This window comes from Shewanella halifaxensis HAW-EB4 (assembly GCF_000019185.1).
Taxonomy (GTDB): domain Bacteria; phylum Pseudomonadota; class Gammaproteobacteria; order Enterobacterales; family Shewanellaceae; genus Shewanella; species Shewanella halifaxensis.
Genome location: NC_010334.1, coordinates 1,086,195 through 1,111,158 on the forward strand (window position 1 = coordinate 1,086,195; position 24,964 = coordinate 1,111,158).

Here is a 24,964-nt window from a genome sequence, read left to right on the forward strand (position 1 = left end):
ATCTCTTGGCAGAGTGTGCCTCGGTAACGCCTAAATAAAATTTGATGCAAAAAACAATAAAGCCACTCAAACGAGTGGCTTTAGCGATGGTGGAAAGCTTCCCACCGAACAGTAAGGCTCAAAAAACAATTAATAAGTAATTGTTTTAACGCCGTCAGGAGTACCAACTAACAACACGTCTGCGCCGCGCATGGCGAACAGGCCGTTAGTTACCACACCCACGATACCGTTGATCTGCTCTTCTAACGCTTTCGGATTCATGATCTTCATGTTGTACACATCTAAGATGATGTTGCCGTTATCGGTTACACAACCTTCACGGTAAACAGGGTCGCCGCCAAGCTTAACAATCTGGCGAGCCACGTACGAACGTGCCATTGGGATCACTTCGATAGGCAGTGGGAAATCGCCTAAAATATCAACCTGCTTAGTGTTATCAACGATACAGATAAACTTTTCGGCAACGGCTGCAACGATCTTTTCGCGAGTCAGTGCTGCACCGCCGCCTTTGATCATGTCCATATGGCCGTTGATCTCATCGGCGCCATCAACATAGACAGATAGCTCGTCGACGCTGTTTAGGTCAAAAACAGGAATACCTAGGGCCTTCATTTTTTCTGTTGATGCTTCAGAGCTCGATACCGCACCTTCGATATCGAACTTCATTGTAGCAAGTGCATCAATAAAGTGATTTACCGTTGAGCCTGTACCTACGCCAACAATGCTGTTTTCTTCTACGTACTGAAGAGCAGCCCATCCGGCAGCTTTTTTCATTTCATCTTGAGTCATCATGAAATCCTTTATTAAAGATAATGTTAAAGACAAGGTTAAAAATATTGCCGTCAGTATACTCGTTTAACGTGGTGAGCGCGGCTGAATTTTGCTTTAAAAGTGACACGTGAGGCGTATCATGTTTACCTTGAGTCGAATGATGGTGCATTTCCTGCTGTGGCTAACCGTTTATTGTCATTAGCTTATTCACAATAGCCGCTATAGTGTAAGTATTATTTAGATGGGTAGTTAGATTAAATATCGGCGTGGACACGCGCCGCTCAGTGATAAAGGAGTCGATATGGCAGGGGCCAGCTTATTAACCTTGTTAGATGATATCGCGACGATTTTAGATGACGTCGCCGCAATGAGTAAAGTCGCCGCCCGAAAAACGGCGGGAGTGCTGGGTGACGACTTAGCCCTCAACGCTCAGCAGGTGTCGGGCGTCAGTGCCGATAGAGAGCTACCCGTTGTATGGGCTGTGGCTGTAGGCTCGTTTAAGAATAAGTGTATCTTAGTGCCGGCGGCTATGTTGATCAGCGCCTTCATTCCCTGGGCGGTAATACCTCTTCTGATGTTTGGTGGCCTCTATCTCTGCTATGAAGGCTTCGAGAAAATCTATCATAGCTACTCGGCTAACAAGCATCATCAGATAGATGAGACTCAGGCTACGCAGGAGGAGATAACCGATCTTAAAGAGTATGAGGCCAACAAGGTAAAGGGCGCGATACGCACCGACTTTGTGTTGTCGGCAGAGATCATCGCCATCACCTTAGGTATCGTTGCCGATAAGAGCCTAAGCACTCAGTTTTTTACCCTAAGTGTAATCGCTATCGTGATGACTATTGGCGTCTACGGCTTAGTGGCTGTCATTGTTAAAATCGATGATGCGGGGCTTTATTTGAGTCAGCGTCCTGGTGAAGGGCTGTGGGCCAATTTTAAGCGTCGTTTTGGCTTAATGTTACTTAACTCAGCGCCTTATCTGATGAAGACCTTATCGGTCGTGGGCACGATTGCCATGTTTATGGTGGGTGGCGGGATCTTAACTCACGGCTGGCATTGGGTTGGTGAGCAGATCAGCCATGCGGCGCAGTGGATCGCGGCCTTTGAGTTTGTCGGCCCAGTGGTTGCCTTTATCACGCCGAGTATTTTAAACGCCATCTTTGGTGTCATAGCTGGTGCCTTGGCGGTATTGCTGATGCAACTGTTTATGAAGCTTAAGGGCGACGCTAAAGCGGCTAAATAGCAGATAACACAACTAAAAGAACAATTTATAGGTACAGCATTCAATGACAGAGAGTAGGCCAAGCAATATGAGTAACAGGCTCAAACTCGCCAGCTTTAACCTGTTTAATTATATTGAGCCGCCTTTGGCTTATTACGATTTTGAGAATATCTACAGCAAAGAGCAGTGGCATAAAAAGCAGCGCTGGCTAGCAGACTTTTTGGCGCGGCATCAGCCTGATGTGATTGGCTTCCAAGAGGTGTTCTCGGCCGATGCGCTAGCGCAGCAGATGAGTGAGGCGGGTTATAAGCATTTTGCGGTGGTCGATTCGCCGACGATTATTGATGACTATATCTGCCGCGACCCCGTTGTGGGTCTCGCTTCAAAATTTGCTTTTGAAGAGGTGGTGTCGATAGAGGTGGATAGCCAATATGCAGCTGGGCTTGGTTTAAATCAAAACTTTGCCTATAGCCGTAAACCACTTCGCGCCACGGTGCAGTTGCCGCAAATAGGCCTTTGCGATATCTACGTGGTGCACTTTAAATCTAAACGCCCGCATCTGGATGAATTGCCGCAGCCTAAGTTTACTCAAACAGCAAATAGATCGTCCGCCGCACCTTTGGTTAATTTTGGTGAGCTATTAGGGCGTAACAGTCTAGGTCAGTGGGCGTCGAGTATTCAGCGCGGCAGTGAAGCGGCGTTACTGTTTCATGCCATGCTACAAAGGCGCATTGAGACTAATCAACCTATGGTGTTAATGGGTGACTTTAACGATGAGCTAAGTAGCTCGGTGTTATCGGCACTGACAACGCGTGAACTGCGTTTTGAAAAAGAGGGGCTTGGCGAGTTAGCGAATTTTCCGCTAACCGATGCTTATAAGCTGTTTCAGCAAGGACTGCTGGATCTATTTGGCGTGGAGACTGCAGATAAAAACCTTGATGACGTCGCTGTAGAGGAAGAGTTAATGCAGGCTAAAGTGCGGGCATCAAGAACGCCGACTCATTACTACGGCGCCAGCGGTAATGTGCTGGATTACATTCTGTTGTCGGCAGATTTCGACCCCAGCTATCACAAGAGTATTGCCGAGGTGTGTGATTATCACACCGAAGACAGGCACTTAGTGAACCCAAGCTTTGAGCGCGATAGCCACAGTAGCGACCACGCTCCGGTTATTTGCACCTTACGCATTAGGCGCTAACGTTAAAGCTGGCTTTGTAGAGATGTTATACCAATCAGTATAAGAAGTTGATCTACTCAGAGCGGTTTTTGGCAAACTAATTCAAGGCGAATAGCTGTAAGAATGGCTATTCCCTTGTAAAGCTGTTCAACGCTGAAGTAGGCAGCCAAAAACGCTCCAGAATGGCGAGTTTTAGCGGCTCAGCTGCTGTGTTAACGAGCTAAACCGTAGAGCAACTATGCTCTTCACTCGTTGCCTTGCATCAGAACCGCTAAATTCTCGCTGAGCGACCAAATCTTTATACTGATTGGTATTATTCTATCCATTGACCGTTTTTATAGACTCGTGTTTCTTTAATCGTTCCATCTTCATTAAAATACGTCCACTGTCCTTCTGGTCGGTCATTTTTGTGAAAAGACTCACGAGCTAGGGCGCCACTTTCATAATAAAGCAGCCATTTTCCGACAGCTTCGCCCGCCTCAAATTGGCCTTGTTCTTCTACTGTGCCATCTTCATAAAACTTGGTTAGGATCCCATGCGGTTTGCCATCTTTAAAGTGTTCGGTTCTTGTTACTCTGGCATAGCCATCATAGCTGACAACTTCTCCTTGGAGTTGGCCGTCGATAAGGTAACCTTTAGCCCTAACTCTTTGCAGTTTGTCTTTATGTATAAATATCCCAGTATAGAGAGCGTCTTGATAGTAGATAACACCAGCTCTTTGCTCTAACTCGTCAAAGATCACGCCTTGCTCTGTGCTGCTACAGCCGCTAAGTAACGTAATCAATACTGCCAATACTGAAATAGCCCTACACATTATCCTTTGCTCCTTTTAGGCGGAATACCACTAAATTTCTTGATGTTTTGCTGACAATAATAACCTGCCGATTAAATTAATTGAGATTTAACAATCTATTTACATATTTATCTTTTTCGTGTCATGGTGGTGCTTTAGTATTCAGGCTGATTAGACCTCGTACCACATAAGTAAAACTAGAACGCTAATATTAAAGGAATAATAACAATGAAACGACCTTTCACTCGAAGAGACTTTTTGACGATGTCGGCAAAAGGCGTAGGCGCGGCCGTCGTATCATATGGCCTGATGGGCTGTAGCAGTGACGATGACGACAATGGCATTTATGCTGAATTCTTACATGGCTTAGCAAGTGGCGATCCTAGTCATGACGCGGTGATCCTTTGGACTCGTGTTACACCTAAGCGCGATGGTGATATCAAGGTGTCGTGGGAGGTATCTACCGATGCCGCATTCACCCAGTTAGTGAGTAATGGTGAAACCATGACCAGCAGCGAGCGAGACTATACGGTTAAGGTCGATGCCGTTGGTCTTGAAGCTGGGATGCAGTATTTCTACCGCTTTAAAACAGGCGGTAAAACTTCTCATGCAGCGATGACCAAGACCTTGCCGCAAGGCGCTATTGATAGTGCAAAATTCGCCGTGGTCTCCTGTGCGAATTTCCCTGCAGGATATTTTAATGTGTATGAGATGGCCTCCAGAATGGACGATCTCGATGCGGTGATCCACTTAGGTGACTATATCTATGAGTATGCTCGTGGCGGTTATGCCAGTGAGCGTGCCGCAGAGCTTGGGCGTGAGGTCCTGCCCGAAGGCGAACTGATAAGCCTGTCAGATTATCGCACCCGTTATGGTCAGTATCGCAGCGATCTTAGTTTGCAGAAACTCCATGGTAAAACGCCGTTTATCACGGTATGGGATGATCACGAAGTGGCCAATGATAGTTGGCGTGATGGGGCGGAGAATCATAACGATGATGAAGGCGACTTCGATGCCCGTAAAGAGGCGGCGCTGCAGGCTTATTTTGAGTGGCTACCGATTCGTCCATGGCGTGAGGGGAATCATGAAGAGATCTATCGCTCATTCCAGTTTGGTGACTTGGTCGACCTGCATATGCTCGATACCCGACTACTTGGCCGAGATAAGCCTCTGGATTACGCCGAGTATATGGACGCGGCGACTGGCGGCTTAGATGGCGCTCGCTTTATGGCGGATGTGACCGACACTAACAGAACCATGCTCGGCCAAACACAGCAAGCTTGGCTGCAAACGGCCTTGCTAACCTCCACTACAACTTGGCAGGTGCTGGGTCAGCAGGTATTGATGGGGCAGATGATGTTGCCAGCGGCTATCGCCACCCAACAGTTGTCGATCCCTGAGTTTGGTCAGCTGGCAGCGTTAGCCCAATTTGCTGCTCGCAAAGCAGCCGGTGACCCGACGTTAACCGAAGATGAGCTTAAGTACCTGTCTTTCTATGGCCATAAATTGACGCCTGAAACGATGGCTCTGCTGCAGCTGCCATCTATCCCTTATAACTTGGATGCATGGGATGGTTATGCCTACGAGCGGGAAGTGATTTTGGCGACGGTCAAATCACAGGCGAAGAACCTAGTCGTGATTGCTGGAGATACCCATAACGCTTGGGCGAATGAGCTCAAAGATGCGGCGGGTGACGCCGTTGGAGTCGAGTTTGCAACCAGCTCGGTATCATCTCCCGGTCTTGAGTATTATCTCGGTATCGATGCTAAAGATATTCCTGCAACAGAGGCGGCAATTATCGAACTGGTCGATAATCTTGCCTACGCCAACTTGATGAACCGCGGCTTGATGATATTGACCTTTACCCATCAAGAGGTGCGCAGCGACTGGCGCTATGTCGACACCATCTATACTCGTGACTTTAATGAAGATACTGAACGTAATTTCTCTATGGTGACTAAAGTGGGTAACCATACGCTTGAAGTGGTTAGTTAAGTCTTAGTCGCCAAGGGTGTGACTCTGGTTCACTGGTTTTAAATAAGGGCTGCCGTAGGACGGCCCTTATTTTTTTAGTGGTAGCGGCATAAGTTTTTCGATTTTTTGCAGTAATAACGGCAGTTTTAGTATAGAATTCGCCTCCAAAATCTGGTGGGTGCTTAGACTTTAAGCGGTTAATACGTTTTGACGATTAACAGGCCCTATTGCTGATCTTGGAATAGATGTCATCATCCGCCTTTTTATACTAATCAGCTAAACTGTTTTTGATCTATTCTTATTGGATAAGAGTGAGTTAGGCAAAGATACCCTTTGAGCTAACTTATTATTTTTTATTATCTAATTTTTAATGCTCCTCGTCAGAGTGTTGCTACAAGTAGAGCAATTGATGTTGTGATAGGTATAAGACCTAATTTAGATATTAATAACAAGATGGGGACGGTCAGATGTCAGAGAAATGCTTTATTACCGCACAAGAGTTGCTAGAAGATTCTTTTCGATTAGCGGCGCAAGTTTATGAGAGTGGCTTCCGTCCACAGTTCATCGTGGGTATTTGGCGTGGTGGTGCTCCAATTGGTATCGCGGTGCAAGAGTTTTTCGATTTCAAGAAGGTTGAAACTGACCATATTGCGGTACGTACTTCGTCTTACTATGGCATTAACAAGCAAAGCAAGCAGATCAAGGTACACGGCCTACATTACATTGTAGAAAACGCCAATGCCGATGATGGCCTATTGATTGTTGATGACGTGTTTGACTCGGGTCGCAGTATCCATGCATTGATGGAAAACTTAAGCGATTTGATGCGCTTGAATATGCCAAAAGATGTGCGTATTGCTTGCCCATACTACAAGCCACAAAATACAGCGGTGCCATTAAAGCCTGACTATTTTATCCATGAATCGGATGAGTGGTTAGTGTTCCCGCACGAAGTTTCAGGTCTGTCGCCTGAAGAGCTTGCCGAAGGCAAGGGTGACCTGAAAAACATTAAACACCTATTTGTTTAAGCTTGTTACAGTGTAAGTTCACTGGAGCTTGAGCAAGCATTAAAAAGCCACCGACAGGTGGCTTTTGTGTTTAGAGCCTAGAACCGGATTTAACCCTGTTTTTAAGAATCTAGAGCTCTCGCGACTCATTGCGAGGACGCTTCGCGGCTAGAGCGGACTTCGTCCTGCTATAAAATAAAAAGAGGGAATTGTGTTTTTTAATGTAGGTTGGGCTTTAGCCCATCAAAGATGACGGCATAAATGCCGACTTACAAAAACGTCTTGCCGTAGCATTTCCGGCTCTACCCGTCTTGGCATTTATCGGCTTTTTTCTGTCTCAGCTTGTACCAGCATTTCCATCTTAGCTTTTCCTAAACCTAAAGCTTATCTATCTCATCTTTTAACTGGTAAGATTTATCTGTCACTATCTTTTCCAGTGTGCCAACGCGCTCTCTGAGCCTTTCTAGCTCGGTCTTAACACTCACTAATTCGTCGAGTTCGACCCGACCTTTGTGCTTGTTGTATTCCTTAAAAGCCGCGAAAGCAAAAACGCCTATGATAGCCAGCGCGGCAACCGTAAAGGGCCCCATATGTCGCTCCTTGATGAGTAAAGTGCTACTCAATTATAGCGGCAAAACAGGGGTTAGGTTTTAAAGCAGGTTCTAGGGAGAGCAAAGACGGTAACAGCGAACGCCCTGCGGCCTAGGGAACGTGACAGCGTCACTTACGGAACGCTGCGCTTACGGAAAAGATAGGAAAATCGGGAAGCAAAGAAGTGGACATTACGATGCTTTGATCCTTGCTTTTCCTAGGACCTAGAACCTTCATTTCGCCTTAATGCTTCATCTTAGATTTAATCAATAAACACTTCTGCTCATATTGTGCAGCTTCTTTGAGCGTACGCAGGCTTGTATCTGATAGTGCCCTTTGTGTCTGGCCTGACTCAACTGACTCAACTGACTCAACTGACCCTATGAGCTGTTGTAATCGATTGGCATTGGCATAGCTGCAGTCCGTTGGAATTAGCGACTTATTGTAGCTGTGCATAAAGACAGGGTCTTTACTCCTCTCTAGCTCGGCGAGTGTGGCGAGTCGTTGCTCCGCCGTAGCGGCGCTTAGCCGTTTCTGCTCACTGGGGTACAGGTTTTCCATCACAGTACGCACCTTAGCAAAAGGCAGGTTGGTTGCCTGTTGCGTTCGGCTTAACCATCGTTGCTTGTTAGCTGGAGCCGGACGGATGACTTCAGCGGCGATTGCCGACTTTTGACCGCTATCAGAGTTATCGACAGAGCGCTCTATATCCAACCAATAGCGTGCATTACGATGCCCATAGCGATTGAGGTGAATAACCATTTTCCAACGAAGGTCTTGGTCTATCTCTATGCCTTTAATACTCGCGGTTTGCTTTAATAGTGAATCAATATGATTTAAGGCATTTTTGCTGCGACTAAATTCAATATAGGTATCAAACCAGCGGCGCTGAATGTCGCGGTTGCCTTTGTTGACCATCACCTTTCTCAGACTCATCTGCTCAATGGCTCTTATCGCTTTTTTGGCATAGCCTTGATTGATAGGTGCCATCTTATCTAGATAGATCCGCGCATTAGATAAACTCGTTAACACCTGTTCTAAGATGGTGAGGTCGCGCTCGCCGGGTAAGTTAATCAGCACTGTGCCCATGTAATCATTTAACGATAGGCTGCCATTTTCAACGCTGTCCCACAGGCTCTGCCACAGCATTGAGCGAAGAAATGGATCCTTTACTGAGGATAAGTTAGCTTGGGCCGCTTTAAATGATGTTGGGTCTAGGCTGACTTTAACAAAACCCCAATCTTGATAGTTAGGGTAGACCAAAGCCGGACAGTGTAGGCCGATAACTTGCTTCACTTCGGTGATGGCACCGCTGTAGGTCACGGGGACGCTGATGTTGTGGTATAAGCGATTTCGACCTTGAGTGAATAGGCCGAGTTGTACCTTTTGCTCTCTCAAGGTGGGCAAGCCCCTTGGCGCAGTTTGCTTGAGACTAAAGCTACTGATCCGGTCATTACTGCAAGTAAACTCTGCTTGTATTGTGTTGACGCCAGCTTTGTAAAGCCAGTCTTGGCTCCATTGGCTTAAGTCTCGTTTCGAAACCTGCTCTAGGCTGGCGATAAAGTCTTTTAGTTCGGCGTTCTGGTAGCTGTATTGAGCTAAGTAGTGCTGCACTCCCTTTTGGAAGACTTTCTCCCCCAGAAGGTGGTTAAGTTGTTTTAGTGTTGATGCACCCTTGGAGTAGGTGATGGCATCGATATTATCGAAGGCATTTTGACTGGTGGCGACAGGAACCTCAATAGGGTGGGTACTGGCTAAGCTGTCTTGATGATAAGCGTCCTGTTTGTTCTTGGCGTAGAAGCTGCGCCAAGCATGGCTAAACTCGTCTATTTGGCTGGTGGCCTGAGTCCCCATAAATGAGGCGAAGCTTTCATTTAACCATAGGCCATTCCACCATTTCATGGTGACCAGGTTGCCAAACCATTGGTGGGCCATCTCATGCATTATCACACTGGCGAGACGCTGCTTCTCGGTGGCGGTCATCTCGCTATTTGACAGGAAATGACTCTCACTGAAGGTGATAGCGGCCGCGTTCTCCATTGCACCATAGAGAAAATCGGGAACCAAGATTTGATCGTACTTTTTGAATGGATAGGGGATATCAAAGTAATCATCGAAGAAGGTTAACCCTTGCTGGGTATAGTTAAACCAATCTTTCTCATCAACCTGTTTGGCGACGGATTGGCGAGCAAATAAGCGCAGTGGATATTGACCTGAGTTATCTGTCCACTCCTGATAAGGGCCTGCGTGCATCGAAAAATTATAGGGGCTGAGTTTAGGTGATGTCGGAAACAGCCAGCGACGTTGCTCACCTTGCTCGCTAACCGAGGTTTCTCTCATAGCGCTGATCACCGTCCAGGCTTTTGGAGCGGTTACTGATAAGTTATAAGTCGCTTTAAGATCGGGTTGATCAAATACCGCAAACATCTGCTGTGCGGCTGCAGGCTCAAAGTGAGAATAGAGGTAGACCTTGCCATCGATAGGGTCGACAAAGCGGTGTAGGCCCTCGCCATCACTATTGTACTGGCGAGTGAACGCCATTTCGATAGTGTTGCTACCGCTGTTGAGTAAACGTGGGTTAAGCTTGATATAGCTATTGTTGTAGTTGGGGTAGACTTGCTTACCATTGATGGCAAAGCTTGTTATCACAGCTTGATTGAGATCTAAACTCAGCGGCTGCTTGGTATCGCTGAGCTCAAAACTGACTTTGCTGATGGCGCTAAATTGCTGCTCTGTCAGGGTAAAGTCGAGATCATATTCCACTTCTGAAATTCGCTCGGCGCGCGCGGCGGCCACTTGTTGACTAATATAAGGAGTGGCATCGCGCTGGGCTGTTAACTCTTTACTACTGACATTGGTGGCGATCAAAGAACAACATAGTGCGGCGGCAAAACCTGTGTGCAGCAACTTCAAAACAACTTCCTTAATATTAAACCCAGCGGGCTTTAGCCCTTATTATTCTATTTAAACTCTAGCCTGATTTCGGCGTGCCACTGATTGGAATTATGGCAACAACCATCAGTCCAAGGAACCATAGCACAAGCGGCATAAGTTACCTTATTTCGAGTTGCCGAAGAAGCATTAAAACACGTCATTTTTGTAGCAATGCCGGTGAGCAAATGAGCCAATAAAAAAGCCAGCGTACTGCTGGCTTAATTACTGATGGGTCATTCTCTAGAGAATTATAGGCCTAAGAAAGACTTAGACTTAACTTTGCGGATCTCTTTTTCATCAGACCATTCGATTAAGCCTGTTTCCAGATCCATTAGACGCATGGTCATCTTGTAGTAAACATCTTTAGTGCTGCCATCTTGCTTAACGATGCTAGAAAGGTTGCCGTATAGCATGTACTGCGCACCGATTTGACGACCGAAGTTAATAGCTGTCGATGGGTCAACCATGCCTGAGTTGTTTTGATAATCGAGCTGCTTACGCACAGAATCGACCTTAGTCATATCGATAAAGCGGAATTTACCCGAGCGTAGTAGCTTGTTGCTGATTGAATCGGTTACCGACTCTGTATCGATATGTTCAGAAGTCTTGTTCTTAATTTTATCGACGAAGATGATTGGGCGATCGTTCGCCGTCATTGCTACAACGGGTGGAAAGGTCAGCATACTGTCGACCATCTTGGCTGCAATAGCCTGTAGATCGGTTGAGCCAAAGTTTTCGTTAACGGTTTCTACCTCAGTGGCATCACCGTATTCAACTTTAGATTGGCAGGCTGATAAACCTATTACCGCTGTAAGAATAAAAATGACTTTTAGATGTTTCATAGTAAGTTCCATACAAGTGATTGCTAAATGATTATTGAATAAAAACGGGTGTAATTACCAGTGTCAATTATCCAGACTAAGGTTGTACGTCCACTCTTAACTTCAATGGGATCGGCTGGATCGTTGTCCAGCATTAGTGAGTAGCTACCAGCTTTCACGTATGAACGTGCAATTTGGGCTTGCTCAGGTAGGGTTAACCAGCTGCGTCTATCTGCCTGCTCAGAAACCACGTTAAATATCTGCATGGCGATAGAGGCGTAATCGATATCATTATTGCGTTTCTTAGTTTGACTCTCGACGCTCTGAGCCATTTCAGACTTGGCATAGATCCGAGCAGCCTGTCTCACAAGGGCGGCTGGTAGTTCCTCCTTTAGGGCTGTGATGGCTAAGGCATCGATATTGGCAATAGGCGCCGTTTTTAGCACAGTGCCTAACCCTTGCACCTGTCCCTGTCTCACTGGCTGTCTATTGGGATAATAGGTGGCTAACGAGGCCGTCTGCCAATTGCCGTGAATCGTAAAGGGAACGGTAAAGCTTTGTTTCTCTAGAACGAAGCCGCGCTCTAACATGATGATGACTTGGCCATCACCTTTATTTGGCATAACCGCATCGCCCCAGCGTTTCTTAAATTCGTCATACTGTGGCATAGAGAGTTGCTTGGCGAGTCTGACTAAGTCTTTTTGCAGGTAAGGGTTATTTGGGGTGATCTGCGCTGCTTTTCGATAGTCGATAAAGGCATCATTGGGCTCGCCTAAGATCTCGTGCAACATGCCTGTGGTGTAATAGCTATAGGCATTTAAGAAGGAGCTGGTGGTTGTGCCCGCAGCCTTGCTGAGTTTATTCATTTCGGCGTCTATGGTGCCGTTGGCCATGGCTTGCACTGACTTGTTAGACTTGTGGTAGCGCTCTTGCTCTTGGCTTTGCAGCTCATTACTGCGACGTACTTCCACTAGTGCGCCTTGCGGGTCGCCTGCAAACAGGTAGTTTAGCGCCTGATACTGGTGCAGCATGATACGCTCGTAACCGGGGCCTCGATAGGGAATGACATTATCGTTGATAAATAGGCTGCTTGCTGTCGCTCCTGCATCGCTGAGGCTGAGTTTGGCTTTATCATCGAACGCTAAATAGGCTGAAACTGCTTGCTGATAGTATTTTTTGCTGGCATCGAAGTTACCGGCTATTTGCGCACTTCTTCCCGCTTCTTGGGCGTAGAGTAGCCCATCAGCGCCATTGATCTTTTCCTCGACTATCTTGGCTGCGTTTTGTGGCGTGGGCGAATTGAGCTGAGCTTTAACTGGGGCCATTTGAGAGGGGTAATTAATAAAAATACTGTTAAACGCGCAGCCACTAAGGCTGAGCATTATTGTAGCCAGCAGTAGTAAACGTCTCATTCCCGGATCTCTTTAATTTGCGTTAGTGGCATCGCCTTCCTTGATTGCTAACAGAGTTAGGCTGAATTGTTTAAAGCAGTTTGGCTTATCTTTATTATTCTAAATTGATTATAAATGGTAACGGATCACTCATCGATATAACTATAAAACTTACTATGTTTCATAGTTATATCAAGGCTTTTATAGTGCTTTCAAGCTGAACATAAGATGAATGCCTTAAATCTATGCGCAATTAGTACTCATTTTCTTGTACGGTTTATGCTCGATTACGCGGCTTATCTTAAGGTGGGGCGGTTAATAGTGAGGCGGCGGAGTCTCATCTGCTTGACTAGCCATGTTACTCGGTTCAACCGCCTGAAATTTACTGATTAAGAGCTTAAGTTGTTCTTGTTGTAAGGCAAGTGCTTGGTTCAGTTTGATAACTTGCTGATCTAGCTCTTCAATAGTGCCATCTTGAAACGCGATCTTCATTTCTAGCTCTTCGACACGATTTTCTAAATTATCCAAATTAACCTCTGATGGATAGGGCGACCTCATAGCTTGAGTGCACCACTTAATGGGAACATAAGGATCTGTTTGTGATCCTATTTGTGGCTATGAGTATACAACGCCTGCCTAGGTTTATGGAAACTCGCTTTTAAAAAGAAGCAGATTTTGAGCGCGTAGTTATGAGTCTGAAAGCTGAATGGAAGCTGTTAAAAGTGCATTAAGTTGCAGATATGAATGAACTTGCACCGATTTCTGCTGTCTGCTAGATGACGAATAAGATAATCATTGCTAAGTTAATAGGCCAAAACCGCAACTATCGCTATCGCACAATGCATAATTGATTAATACCAATTGGTATAATATGCATCGAAAAAGTGCGGTTAATTTCAATCAATAAGCTTTTCGTTAATCTGATTGGAATAACCTATTTAACTAGTATAGAGTGGTTCGCCTAAATATAAGTATTAGGTTAGTGTAACCACGCGAAAATGCTGAGGAAGCTTTAATGAAATCGATTTATAAATATTCACTAGTGGCTTTGGCCGTCGTTGGCCTAACAGCGTGTAATCAAGAGCAAGCCGTTGCTGTCGATGCCCCTGTTGAATTAAAAACTGAAGCGCAAAAAGAAGCCTACAGCGTTGGCGCATCAATTGGTACCTACATGGCTGGCCACATCAAAGAGCAAGAAGAGCTTGGTTTAAATGTGGATAGAAGCCTAATCGTTACTGGTTTTAGCGAAGGCTTAAACAGTGAGCTAAAACTGACTCAAGAAGAGATGCAAACGATTTTGCAAAGTCTTGACGAGAAGCTAAATGAAAAGCGTCAGGCACAGGCTGCTATGTTGGCAGAGAAGAGCCTAGCTGAAAGCCAGGCTTTCTTAGATGCTAACAAGGCTAAAGAAGGCGTTGTGACCACAGACTCTGGTCTACAATACGAAGTGATCACTGAAGGTACGGGTGACAAGCCTGTGGCTGAAGACACCGTTAAAGTACACTATGTAGGTACATTAACTGATGGCACTGAGTTTGATAGCTCAGTAGCACGTGGCGAGCCTGCAACCTTCCCACTGAACCGTGTTATTCCAGGTTGGACAGAAGGCGTTCAGTTGATGTCTGTGGGTTCTAAGTACAAGTTTGTTATTCCAGCAGACCTTGCTTATGGCGACCGTGATACAGGTACTATCCCTGCAAATTCAACATTGGTATTTGAAGTTGAATTGCTAGATATCGAAAAGGCGGCTCCAGCTGCTGAAGCAGATGCTGCACACGCACACTAATTTGCTCGTCAACGATTGAACTGAAAAAGGACGCAATATGCGTCCTTTTTTATTGGCTTGATTTAAGTATTAAAATGCGTAAGTCACGGCAAATCCGCCATAATCGAACTGTGCATCGTTGTAGTAGTCATCGGTATCAGTAGTTTGATTGATCTGTCCGGCAAACAGGGAGGTAGCCCAACGATCATTCAACTGATAGTTAATACTTAGCCACAGACTTTCTTGATCGAAATCGGATAAACCTGAGATGCGATACCCTATGGTGGTCGAGAGACTCTCGGTAAAGTGATAACCCGCCTCTATACTCGCAGCTGGCGTAAAAAACAGATCGTCATATTCACTTAAATTCTCACCATTGATGTTATCTAGGCGAATCGATTGCCCAACAATACTGACTCCGCCACCGACATCGAGAATCCAGTCGCTATCTGCGAGTAGCTTGTAGACGTAATCCGCACTCAACATCCAATTTCGATAGGCAGAAACGACTTCTGAACCTGCGTGGTAACTCTTTCCACCAAAATTGATATCTTGTTTCAATATCGTGGTGTCTCGAGCTTCCATCGGGGCAAAACCAAATGAAAGATATTGAGATTCATCGAGTCCCCAGCGCAGTTGCGCTGCGGCATAGGTGTTAGGTTCCGATTCGCGGCTGAAGTCATAAAGATCGAAGCTGTCTTGGCCTACTTCGTTGATCTGGTTCTTCTCGGTATCGAAGCCACCCACTAACAGCGAATAGCTGTGCAGCAAGGTCTGTTTTTTTTCACCCCAAATTTCGGTATTTTGGTTTGGCCTCTTGTCTTTAGGGCCATTGAGACCTGGGGTATAGCTCATTGCTAACCCAATATGGTTTTCACCAAAGCTGGGTACTACAACCAGATCTGAATTATTGTAAGGATCAGTAAAATATAAACTACTTAATACCGCAATCGATCCGCCCGCCAAAACATCGTCCACATAATGGCGGTTAGCCCAGACTCGGCTTGCGCCAACAAAAGTGGCTGCTGCGTAGGCTGGTATGCCCCATGTATTACCGTATCTATGATGAATGTAGGCTGCACCTGAGAATGCCGCGGAGGTATGGCCCGATGGGAAGGAATTACTCTCGCTACCATCAGGGCGAAGCCGTTCATAACCAAATTTCATGGTATGGGTGATGGCGGCCGTTGCCGCAACGCCTTTGGTTAATTGCCAAGCGCCTTCTGTATCACCGATCCAGAGGCTACCGATAAGCGCACCAGCGGGCAGAGCAATCTGTACCACATCACCTATGTCTGAAATGGTGCCTGACTGTCCGTCAAAGATTTCACTCTGAGCATATAAAGGTGGGCTAAGTGTGGATAAGGCTAGCGCAGTGGTAATGCTTAAACAGACTACTGGTTTTGTTGTGGGCATTGCGGTCGTCCTTGTAATAAATTTTGTTGATTGTATCAATTTTTGTTTCGACTGTTTTAAATTGGTTGCGTTTTTGTGAGTTTGGTTTGGTGGGGTATTTTAACTTTAATGAATGGGCGTGCTGGTGGTTATTGCGTTAAAATAGTCTCTGAGAGTGATTTTTATTTTGAGCTAAATTATGGAATACGAATTTTTACGCAACACCATTACCGATACAGTATTTGCTCGTTTTAGTATGGACCATGAGGCAATAGGTTTTTGGTTATCAGAAGAGCTTGCCGATAATGCCGATCTGTATGTTGAGATCTGCCAGCAAATAGAGCGATTACAAAGCGGTCTAGGCAATGAATGGCGTTTGCTGGGTAAAGCCTTGTCGCTTGAGCTTGATACTGAGCAGGCAAGAGTTTTTGCCAACGATATCGAAGATAACGAAGATCAAGAACTTGATGAGTCTATGTCATTTTATGATGGCGAGTCGGAAGCCTTTTGTGGATTAGAAGATTTTTATGAAGTGCTGGTGAGTTGGCGCCGTTTCGTCGACGAAAAATGATTGCCGATCTTCAGATTTATTTTCGAGCAAATTAAGAACGAAAAAAGCAGCCTTTGGCTGCTTTTTTGATCTAATCGTCTATCTTACTGGCTTAGGATTGCTGATTTAGGTAGCGTACTGCCATCTCTGTACGAGACTTGGCGTTGGCTTTACGCAGTAAGTTTTTCACATGCACCTTTACTGTTCCCTCGCTAATATGAAGCTGTTCTGCAACGATACGGTTGCTTTGACCTTCGGCCAAATGCTGGAGAATTTCGAGCTCTCTAGGGGTAAGGTTCTCGATCCACTCTTGCTCATTGACTGAACTATTTAGTTCCGACAAATATTCTTGAACAGTATTACTAATAACACGATGGCCGAGCATGGCATTTTTGAGCATATCAAGTAGTAAATCAGGCTCGGTGTCTTTTAATAAATAACCGTCAGCACCTGCACGAACTAAACGAATCACGTCCTGCTTGGCATCGGATACCGTTAAAATCACGATACGAGAGGTGACGCCTTCTTGCCTTAAGGCATTCAGTGTGTCTAAACCCGTCATTCCCTTCATATTAAGGTCGAGCAATATAATATCAGGCTCGTTATCGCTAACTGCTGATAGCGCATCTAGACCACTGCCCGCTTCACCAAACAGGGTAAAGTCTGAGTCAGAAGTGACAAGCTGACAGATCCCACGTCGTAATAGTGGGTGATCATCAATTACTAGAACCGAATAGGGCTTTCCCATTTTAAGGCCTCCTGCTGAGGTATATACGTCTAAGTAAATATGCTAAAAAATCATTGTTCCCTTTGAGAAAACGAGCTCGATAGGTGTATTTCCTATTCTGCTGGCTCCTGCTGGGGAGGGAAGGTTAGGGTCACTGTTGCCCCACCTTTTTTATTTTGGCTAAATTCTACCACACCCGAAAGGCGACTGGCGCGCTCATGCATAATTCCTAAACCAAAATGTTGGTCTCTTTCTTTTAACTCCTCGATGCCGACACCATCATCACTGATGCTGATAACCACTTTTTCACTCGATACCTTCTGGCAACTGATGTGGATATGCTTGGCGCTAGCATGTTTTATTGCGTTTAAGGTCGCTTCGCGAGTGAGCTGTAAAATATGAATATGTTGATGCGCGCCTAATAGTTGTAAAGGTAATTTATAATCTAGTGTAATACTAGCATTAGACTGGCCGCGCAATTGGTCTACCATGGCTTCGATTGCATGACCTAAATTAGGATCTTTAATCGTTAGGCGGAAAGTCGATAATAGCTCTCTAAGCTGTACATAGGCGGTATTAACCCCTTCATTTATCTCTTGTAGCTGCTCTGCGGCCCGAGGGCTTTTTGAGGTCTTATCTAGCTCTTTCGAGAGTAGATTTACTTGGATCTTTAAGAAAGATAATAATTGACCTAGGGAGTCGTGCAGTTCTCTGGCAATGACACCACGCTCCTCCATCAAGGCGAGTTGTTGTCGCTGCTCGCCAGCGCTGTAGATCATCATAGAGCGAGCAAGCATGATGGCAAAGTTATTAAACAGCGGAAAGGAGAAGGGCTCGCTGGAGAGTACCTCTAAATAACCAAGGTTAGTCTGTTCAAACTCGAGTGGGAACTGCTTGGTATTCTCACTATGGTGCGGCCATTCACCGTCATTATCTGTAGTTATAATATCGACGACTTCACTGTCTTGAACCATGACGAGCCGTAAACGTACTTGACTCTCGTGGGCCTGAAGTTGATTGAGTGCTTGAGTTAAAGTGGTTGAGTCAAGTTTACTTGAATGTAGCATTAATAAGTTATCGTACAGTAATGTCAGCTCATTATTAGCACGAGTTAATGCGATGGTCTTTTCTTGAACCTGTTCTTCCAGGCCTTGATAAACCCCTGCTAGCTTTTTTACCGTCGAATCTAGCGCTGTGCTTAAAGCACTTAATTCTAGGTACTCTGTTTTAGGCATTTCTACATTAAAGTTTCCTTGTGAAATTGTATCGGCAGCCTGCATCAATTGTTGCAGCGGTTTAACAACTTTGCGTTTTGCGAGCCTTACGGTAAAGAAGGCAATTAACAACATTAAGGCTAAACCAGTTATCTGGCTCACAGCTAGAAACCGTAATTTTAAGGCGGCGTACTGCTCAGTTTCGAGTACAAAAAGGTCGATGGTATCGACAAAATCTTTTAACGCTGCCGCATATAGCCTGGAGTTCTCAGACTCTATGTAGTAACGCATGACTTGCCATTTATCGATAACACTTAAGTATTTATCTTTTAAATCTTCTGGCGTAAACCAGCTGAGCGATTGCTTAAGCGCTTGAGAGTTAAGTGTATTTTCAAACTCTTTGATTTTATCTTTGGCCTCTTCACTACCTGAGTTGGCGTAAAACATCAGTCGGTAACTTTGCATGCGCAGTGAGCCTGAGGCGTTAATCGCTCTGGCGTCCCCAAGGCTATAAGAGAGATTGATGATGGCAAAAATTGCCAAGCCACTCGACAATAAAATGAGTGTGAGCATAAAGCCCCAAATAGCCGAAGTGAGTCTGCCTTTTTTCATTTAAAAAATCTCATGATTGGAGTTTATATGTTATTAATTTATAGCGGTTTAACATTAGTCGATACTTGATTACATTAACAAACACGCAAAAGTGTGAGCAACAACACATTCACAATTTGATCTACCGCAAGCTTTAGTATGGATACCTCGTTGGAGGTATGTCTTTGTTGCGTAGAAGTGATAAATTCAGCCTTGAAATAGGTGGGACTATACAAAAATATAAAAGTAACATGGAGATGAGATGGTGAAAACATTAACTAAAAAGTCTTTTGCACTGAGTGCAATCGTCGCTGCAAGTTTAATGGCTGGTAGCGCAATCGCAAGCGATAAAACAGAACCACGTAACGAAGTTTACAAAGATAAGTTTTCAAAGCAGTATAACAGCTGGCACGAGACTTCTGACAGTGTTGAAATCACCGATGCACTTGAGCAAGATCCAAATCTAGTTATTCTTTGGGCGGGTTACGGCTTTGCTAAGGATTATAACAAGGCTCGTGGTCATATGTATGCCGTTACTGACGTACGTAACACGCTACGTACTGGTGCACCTAAGTCTGATACTGACGGTCCAATGCCAATGGCATGTTGGTCTTGTAAGAGCCCAGACGTACCTCGCATGATTGAAGAGCAAGGTGAAGACGGTTACTTCAAAGGTAAGTGGGCAAAAGGTGGTGATGAGATCGTAAACACTATCGGTTGTTCTGACTGTCACGAAAAAGGTAAGTCTAAACTACGTATCTCTCGTCCATTCGCTGAGCGCGCAATGGAAAGCATTGGCACTCCATTCGACGAAGCTTCTCGTAAAGACAAGCAATCAATGGTTTGTGGTCAGTGCCACGTAGAGTACTACTTCGAAAAGACTGCTGATCAGAAAGGCTTTGTTAAGTTCCCATGGGACAAGGGTACGACTGTTGAAGATATGGAAGCATATTATGACGGTATCGACTTTGCAGATTGGACTCACGCCGTTTCTAAGACGCCAATGCTAAAAGCACAGCACCCAGGTTATGAAACTTGGCAGCTAGGTATGCACGGTAAGAACAACGTAAGTTGTACTGACTGTCACATGCCTAAAGTTAAGAATGCTGAAGGCCGCAAGTTTACCGATCACAAAGTGGGTAACCCATTTGATCGTTTCGAAGAAACTTGTGGTACTTGTCATGAGCAAAGCAAAGAGTTCATGGTTAACCTAGATAACGAGCGTAAAGCTAAGGTTAAGCAGATCCAACTTCAAGCTGAAGACCAGTTAGTTAAAGCTCACTTCGAAGCAGGCGCTGCTTGGGAAGCTGGCGCAACTGAAGCTGAAATGGCACCAATCCTAATGGATATCCGTCATGGTCAATGGCGTTGGGACTATGCAATCGCTTCTCACGGTGTTGCATCTCACGCTCCAGATGAAGCATTACGTGTATTGGGTACTGCACTGAATAAAGCGGCTGATGCTCGCGTTAAGCTAGCTCAACTACTTGCTAAGAAAGGTGTTAAGCAGCCTATCGCTCTTCCAGATATCTCTACTAAAGCTAAGGCTCAAGCTGCTCTAGGTATGGATATGAAGAAGATGAACGCTGATAAAGCTGAATTCAAGAAGACTGTTCTACCTAAGTGGGATGCTGAAGCTGAAAAGCGCGAAGCAACTTACAAGTAAGTCTATTCACACTGCATAGTGTTTAGAATTACTCTCGTTAGAAGATAGTGTTTAGAATTGAAGCCCTCCTAGGAGGGCTTTTTTTTGCTTTTACTTTATTAGGTTAAGCAAGGCTTTAAAGCGATCGCCTTTAGCTTGATGTTGTAACTCAAACAGTAGAGATTCAACATTGGTTTGCATTGCGCCATGGCTTAGCATCATCTCTAATCCGCTGACTTTATTGCTCTGTTCTCTTGACGACATAGCATCAGCTACCAGATGAGTTTGGTAGCCGTTAGCCAATAGATCTCTACAAGTCTGATAAACACACACATGAGTTTCAATACCCGCTAAGATAATCTGCTTTTGCTGCATCGCGCTGAGCCTTTCTCTGAATGCGTCTGCTTGCCAACCACTAAAGTGGTGCTTGGTGATAGCTTCAGTCGTTTTTGTTAGCTCCATGGCTAAGTTTTCACTGGTGGGGCCCAGTTTCTCGGGGATCTGTTCGAGCCACAAAATCGGAATATCAAATAGTTGTATTCCTTTAATGAGCACTTCTAGTTTGTGATGTAGCTGCTCACTATGATGCATAACTCGCGCTAGCTGACCCTGAACATCCACTATAACCAATACACATTCTTCTGCTTTTAGCATCTTAGGCCTTTCTATATTTGCAAGGGGAGTGAACCTGCTAGTAAATCAGATCTGTTTGGCTTCTCCAATTAGAAATGGGTCTAATTCCAATATGAGTGCTTTATATGTGTGCGCTGGTTGAATATGCGCACTCGAATGGTGCATTTTTATGCGTTACTGAAAAGCGTTGCTAATTTATCTTGTTGAATTTAAAGGTTTAGTAAAGTTGGCCTAATGCTTGGATTATGTTTAAGCAAACTGGATATGCAATTGGGGAGATAACCATGAAATTGGTCAGCGCGATTATTAAGCCATTTAAATTAGATGATGTGCGAGAGGCGATAGCGAGTGTCGGCATAGAGGGGATGACCGTCACTGAGGTGAAAGGATTTGGTCGTCAAAAGGGGCATACCGAACTGTATCGCGGCGCGGAGTACCAAGTGGATTTCTTGCCAAAAGTGAAACTAGAAATTGCCATAAAAGCTGACAGGTTAGAGATGTTGCTTGAGGCGATTATCGGCGCGGCTCGTACCGGAAAAATTGGTGATGGCAAGATTTTTGTAACGGAACTTGAGCAGGCAATCCGTATTCGAACCAGCGAACATGATAACGAAGCACTTTAAGGGGACAAGCTAATGGATGATTTAACTAAGTTAGGACTAACGGTATCAGAGTTACGCTTCGCCCTAGATACGTTTTACTTTTTGATTTCGGGCGCATTGGTGATGTGGATGGCAGCAGGTTTTGCCATGTTAGAAGCGGGCTTAGTACGCTCGAAGAATACCACTGAAATTTTGACTAAAAACGTCTGTTTGTATTCGATAGCTTGCGTGATGTATCTGATTGTCGGCTATAACATCATGTATGTTGATAACAGCGAGGGAGGATGGCTACCATCATTTGGCTCGCTTATTGGCTCCCAGGCTGACGGGGCCGACCATGCTCTAGAGTCTGATTTTTTCTTCCAAGTGGTATTTGTGGCTACGGCTATGTCGATTGTATCGGGTGCGGTTGCTGAGCGTATGAAGCTATGGGCCTTTTTAACGTTTTCGGTATTTATGACGGCCGTTATCTATCCGGTTGAAGGTTACTGGACCTGGGGCGGCGGCTTCTTATCGACAGCGGGTTTCGTCGACTTTGCCGGTAGCGGAATTGTGCATATGGCTGGCGCTGCGGCGGCGCTTTCAGGTGTGCTGCTTTTAGGCGCTCGCAAAGGTAAATATGGTGCCAATGGTCAAGTGAACCCTATTCCTGGTTCAAACTTACCCATGGCAACGTTAGGTATGTTTATTTTATGGATGGGTTGGTTTGGCTTTAATGGTGGCTCACAACTTTTGGTTTCTGATGCGGAAAATGCCAGCGCCGTGGCTAAAATATTTGTTAACACCAACTCGGCGGCCGCATTTGGTGCTATTGCTGCGCTCATTGTATGTCGACTGATTTGGGGGAAGGCTGACTTGACCATGATCTTAAATGGTGCATTGGCAGGTTTGGTGGCAATTACTGCCGATCCGTTATCTCCATCACTTACGATGGCTGGCGTTATCGGTATTGTCGCGGGTGGCTTAGTGGTGTTCTCGATTGTTGCCTTTGATAGAGTGAAAATCGATGATCCTGTTGGTGCTATCTCGGTTCACGGTGTGGCGGGGCTACTTGGACTTGTACTCGTGCCAGTATCAAATGCCGATGCATCACTTATGACTCAACTATATGGCGCTGCAGTAATTTTTGGCTGGGTATTTTTGGCGTCGACAGTGGTTTGGTTTACGTTGAAAGTGACCATGGGGATCCGTGTTACAGAGGAGGAAGAGTATAATGGAATGGATGCTTCTGATTGTGGCATTGATGCTTATCCTGAATTTGTATCGGTTAAGGGAGGGAGCTAGGCATTCAATAGCCAGTTTCAAGGCATGATATAAATTCAGGGCTTATACCGTTCGGTATAGGCCCTTCTTTTGGCCTAAATCAGCAGCCTCAGAAGGTGATTTCCTATTTTCAGTCCTAAATAACCTTATGGAGTATTAACTCCATGTATCCCTTTGTGACTTGTGTGTTTAATGCTCAATAAATTTAGGCTAAAGTAAGTCATGTCGTGCCCCGTTAATGGACCCTTTATGAAAGTATTGAAAATACTGAGCTCTATATTGCTTATAACACTGGCTGTAAGTGCGAGCGCGGGTCAAGTTGTGGTACGAAAATCCAGTGAGCCGTTCGATGCATTTGCGGTAAGAGATGAAGTGCAAAGGCTGCATGAGTGGCGTGAAGCCTTACGTTATCAGCAACAAATTCAAATATTACAAAGCTTACCTTTTGGTTGTGTGCCTTTCGCTGTGCCCTATCGATATTTTTCCTGCCATGGCTTATTTTACCGACCTTATGGTTTTCATAATAAAGAGCTTTTTATTCAAATAGACCCTCCAGTAAAGAAGGCTCCTAAGGTCCCACTTAACTAGCACTTAGGATACGCTGCAAAAGCGTCAATCGTTAGATTTACGTTTTGTAACGCATTTACCCTATAGCTTGTCATTCATGGCATATGCTTAATGCACTGAGCCCTTGTGTTGAGTGTGTAATGAATCGAACTATTTTGTTGCTAGTGATTATGCTGACCAGCCTCTTTTGCGGCTGTGCGAGTCAGGCGCCTGAACCTGCCCAAGATCTACATGCTTATTTTCATGACCAGCATTTTAGTCCGGCTAATGGACTCCCAAGTGCCGATGAGCTGTTTGATTTACCTGATGAGGCCGTGGTTAGCCTTAAGCGGGAACTGATGCGCTCGAAGAGCTTTTTGCAGCAAAATAATGTGATGATGCATGAATGGTTAGCAAACTACATTAATGCAGCCGATGGCGGTTTTCGTTACGCCGATAATGTGACTCGCCTTGCTAGTGATACTTTTAATGACAGAGAGGGTAACTGTTTGTCGTTAGTGGTATTAACCGCTGCGCTCGCCGAAGAGATAGGGGTTAAGGTTGAGTTTCAAGAGATAGGGATCCCGCCAGTGTGGGACAGGCAAGGAGGCTTCTATCTGGTTAATGGTCACATTAACTTGAAGCTGTTACCTCAAGATAATGGCAATGTCTTCAACATCTCTACCCGCTCTATACAAATCGATTTTTTACCTGAGCGTGCTATGCAGGGATATAAAAAGCAACGGGTCAACAAGTCTACTGTTATCTCTATGTTTTATAACAATATTGCCGCGGAGGCATTAGTTGATGGAGATTATGATCGTGCCTATGGATTACTGAAGTTGGCACTTGCCGAACAGAGCCATTTTTTACCTGCCTTGAATACTCTGGCGGTGCTCTATCGCTATAAAGGACTCAGCTCGCAAGCTGAGGCACTTTATCAATACACCTTGAGGGTAAATCCTGAAGATATGAATGCGCTAAATAATTACGCCATCATGTTGTCTGCGCAAGATAGACTCGATGAATGGGCCGATGTGCATAAAGTGTTGGAGCTAGCGCGTATACGTAACCCCTATTATTACTATGGTATGGCGCAGCAAGCTTACTTTGATAAAGACTATCAGGACGCCCTACTTTGGTATAAGCGAGCGATAGCCAAAGCCGATTACCGCCATGAGTTTTATTTTGGTCTATCGCGAACGTATTGGGTGACGGGCGATGAAATGCGTGCACAGCAGAGCTTAAAGAAGGCACTCAGCTTAACGACAGATGGCCAGCATAAACGTCGATATCAATCGAAACTGCATGCGATGAGCAGTCACTAAGAAACTCTGTTGTTAACAGAA

The 24,964-nt window shown here is 45.1% G+C and carries 22 protein-coding genes; 11 read left to right on the forward strand and 11 right to left on the reverse strand.

Annotated features, from left to right (window positions below; genetic code table 11):
• Window positions 1–129: 129 nt before the first annotated feature.
• Window positions 130–789, reverse strand: a complete 660-nt coding sequence (rpiA, locus tag SHAL_RS04445; protein ID WP_041415846.1) for a ribose-5-phosphate isomerase RpiA — start codon at window positions 787–789, stop codon at window positions 130–132.
• A gap of 283 nt (window positions 790–1,072) precedes the next feature.
• Here rpiA and SHAL_RS04450 point away from each other — a divergent pair, with 283 nt between their 5' ends.
• The gene (locus SHAL_RS04450) at window positions 1,073–2,017 is read left to right on the forward strand and encodes a DUF808 domain-containing protein (protein WP_012275998.1); all 945 of its coding nucleotides are present in this window, start codon (window positions 1,073–1,075) and stop codon (window positions 2,015–2,017) included.
• A 67-nt stretch (window positions 2,018–2,084) separates the two neighbouring features.
• On the forward strand, window positions 2,085–3,194 hold the full coding sequence (locus tag SHAL_RS04455) for an endonuclease/exonuclease/phosphatase family protein (protein WP_150102058.1): 1,110 nt from the start codon (window positions 2,085–2,087) through the stop codon (window positions 3,192–3,194).
• A gap of 292 nt (window positions 3,195–3,486) precedes the next feature.
• On the opposite strand, the gene SHAL_RS04460 is transcribed toward SHAL_RS04455, so the two are convergent.
• Complete coding sequence (locus tag SHAL_RS04460; protein ID WP_012276000.1) at window positions 3,487–3,987, reverse strand: toxin-antitoxin system YwqK family antitoxin; 501 nt, start codon at window positions 3,985–3,987, stop codon at window positions 3,487–3,489.
• 207 nt (window positions 3,988–4,194) lie between these two features.
• On the opposite strand from SHAL_RS04460, the gene SHAL_RS04465 reads away from it, so the two are divergent.
• Together SHAL_RS04465 and SHAL_RS04470 are read left to right on the forward strand one after the other, a co-directional pair.
• On the forward strand, window positions 4,195–5,961 hold the full coding sequence (locus tag SHAL_RS04465) for an alkaline phosphatase D family protein (RefSeq protein WP_012276001.1): 1,767 nt from the start codon (window positions 4,195–4,197) through the stop codon (window positions 5,959–5,961).
• 446 nt (window positions 5,962–6,407) lie between these two features.
• Entirely contained in the window at window positions 6,408–6,968 is a 561-nt protein-coding gene (locus SHAL_RS04470; protein ID WP_012276002.1) for a phosphoribosyltransferase, read from the forward strand.
• Window positions 6,969–7,324: 356 nt separating this feature from the next.
• On the opposite strand, the gene SHAL_RS04475 is transcribed toward SHAL_RS04470, so the two are convergent.
• From SHAL_RS04475 to SHAL_RS04495, 5 genes are all read right to left on the reverse strand, one after another.
• On the reverse strand, window positions 7,325–7,537 hold the full coding sequence (locus SHAL_RS04475; RefSeq protein ID WP_012276003.1) for a hypothetical protein: 213 nt from the start codon (window positions 7,535–7,537) through the stop codon (window positions 7,325–7,327).
• A gap of 244 nt (window positions 7,538–7,781) precedes the next feature.
• Entirely contained in the window at window positions 7,782–10,451 is a 2,670-nt protein-coding gene (gene pepN / locus SHAL_RS04480; RefSeq protein ID WP_012276004.1) for an aminopeptidase N, read from the reverse strand.
• A gap of 269 nt (window positions 10,452–10,720) precedes the next feature.
• The gene (lpoB, locus tag SHAL_RS04485) at window positions 10,721–11,314 is read right to left on the reverse strand and encodes a penicillin-binding protein activator LpoB (RefSeq protein WP_190273622.1); all 594 of its coding nucleotides are present in this window, start codon (window positions 11,312–11,314) and stop codon (window positions 10,721–10,723) included.
• A 23-nt stretch (window positions 11,315–11,337) separates the two neighbouring features.
• The gene (locus tag SHAL_RS04490) at window positions 11,338–12,705 is read right to left on the reverse strand and encodes a COG3014 family protein (protein ID WP_012276006.1); all 1,368 of its coding nucleotides are present in this window, start codon (window positions 12,703–12,705) and stop codon (window positions 11,338–11,340) included.
• A gap of 294 nt (window positions 12,706–12,999) precedes the next feature.
• On the reverse strand, window positions 13,000–13,242 hold the full coding sequence (locus tag SHAL_RS04495; protein ID WP_012276007.1) for a SlyX family protein: 243 nt from the start codon (window positions 13,240–13,242) through the stop codon (window positions 13,000–13,002).
• Between the two features lie 457 nt (window positions 13,243–13,699).
• On the opposite strand from SHAL_RS04495, the gene fkpA reads away from it, so the two are divergent.
• Window positions 13,700–14,470: an FKBP-type peptidyl-prolyl cis-trans isomerase gene (gene fkpA, locus SHAL_RS04500; protein WP_012276008.1), complete on the forward strand. Its 771-nt coding sequence runs from the start codon at window positions 13,700–13,702 to the stop codon at window positions 14,468–14,470.
• Between the two features lie 69 nt (window positions 14,471–14,539).
• Here the strand turns inward: fkpA and SHAL_RS04505 are convergent, their stop codons facing one another.
• Complete coding sequence (locus SHAL_RS04505; protein WP_012276009.1) at window positions 14,540–15,865, reverse strand: phosphatase PAP2 family protein; 1,326 nt, start codon at window positions 15,863–15,865, stop codon at window positions 14,540–14,542.
• 178 nt (window positions 15,866–16,043) lie between these two features.
• On the opposite strand from SHAL_RS04505, the gene SHAL_RS04510 reads away from it, so the two are divergent.
• Complete coding sequence (locus SHAL_RS04510) at window positions 16,044–16,415, forward strand: YacL family protein (RefSeq protein ID WP_012276010.1); 372 nt, start codon at window positions 16,044–16,046, stop codon at window positions 16,413–16,415.
• A 91-nt stretch (window positions 16,416–16,506) separates the two neighbouring features.
• Here the strand turns inward: SHAL_RS04510 and SHAL_RS04515 are convergent, their stop codons facing one another.
• The gene (locus SHAL_RS04515) at window positions 16,507–17,142 is read right to left on the reverse strand and encodes a response regulator (RefSeq protein WP_012276011.1); all 636 of its coding nucleotides are present in this window, start codon (window positions 17,140–17,142) and stop codon (window positions 16,507–16,509) included.
• A 92-nt stretch (window positions 17,143–17,234) separates the two neighbouring features.
• Window positions 17,235–18,947: a nitrate/nitrite two-component system sensor histidine kinase NarQ gene (narQ, locus tag SHAL_RS04520; RefSeq protein WP_012276012.1), complete on the reverse strand. Its 1,713-nt coding sequence runs from the start codon at window positions 18,945–18,947 to the stop codon at window positions 17,235–17,237.
• A 241-nt stretch (window positions 18,948–19,188) separates the two neighbouring features.
• On the opposite strand from narQ, the gene nrfA reads away from it, so the two are divergent.
• Window positions 19,189–20,592, forward strand: a complete 1,404-nt coding sequence (nrfA, locus tag SHAL_RS04525) for an ammonia-forming nitrite reductase cytochrome c552 subunit (protein WP_012276013.1) — start codon at window positions 19,189–19,191, stop codon at window positions 20,590–20,592.
• 90 nt (window positions 20,593–20,682) lie between these two features.
• Here nrfA and SHAL_RS04530 read toward each other — a convergent pair whose 3' ends face one another.
• Window positions 20,683–21,225: an isochorismatase family protein gene (locus SHAL_RS04530; RefSeq protein ID WP_012276014.1), complete on the reverse strand. Its 543-nt coding sequence runs from the start codon at window positions 21,223–21,225 to the stop codon at window positions 20,683–20,685.
• Window positions 21,226–21,488: 263 nt separating this feature from the next.
• Between SHAL_RS04530 and SHAL_RS04535 the strand changes: the two genes are divergently transcribed.
• The 4 genes from SHAL_RS04535 to SHAL_RS04550 all read left to right on the forward strand — a co-directional run bounded on the left by SHAL_RS04535 (window position 21,489) and on the right by SHAL_RS04550 (window position 24,943).
• Window positions 21,489–21,827 (forward strand): P-II family nitrogen regulator, encoded by a 339-nt coding sequence (locus tag SHAL_RS04535; protein ID WP_012276015.1) that lies wholly within the window; start codon window positions 21,489–21,491, stop codon window positions 21,825–21,827.
• A gap of 12 nt (window positions 21,828–21,839) precedes the next feature.
• Window positions 21,840–23,090: an ammonium transporter AmtB gene (locus SHAL_RS04540; protein WP_012276016.1), complete on the forward strand. Its 1,251-nt coding sequence runs from the start codon at window positions 21,840–21,842 to the stop codon at window positions 23,088–23,090.
• 228 nt (window positions 23,091–23,318) lie between these two features.
• On the forward strand, window positions 23,319–23,657 hold the full coding sequence (locus SHAL_RS04545; RefSeq protein ID WP_041415848.1) for a hypothetical protein: 339 nt from the start codon (window positions 23,319–23,321) through the stop codon (window positions 23,655–23,657).
• A 119-nt stretch (window positions 23,658–23,776) separates the two neighbouring features.
• Window positions 23,777–24,943, forward strand: a complete 1,167-nt coding sequence (locus tag SHAL_RS04550) for a tetratricopeptide repeat protein (RefSeq protein WP_041416256.1) — start codon at window positions 23,777–23,779, stop codon at window positions 24,941–24,943.
• Window positions 24,944–24,964: the final 21 nt, after the last annotated feature.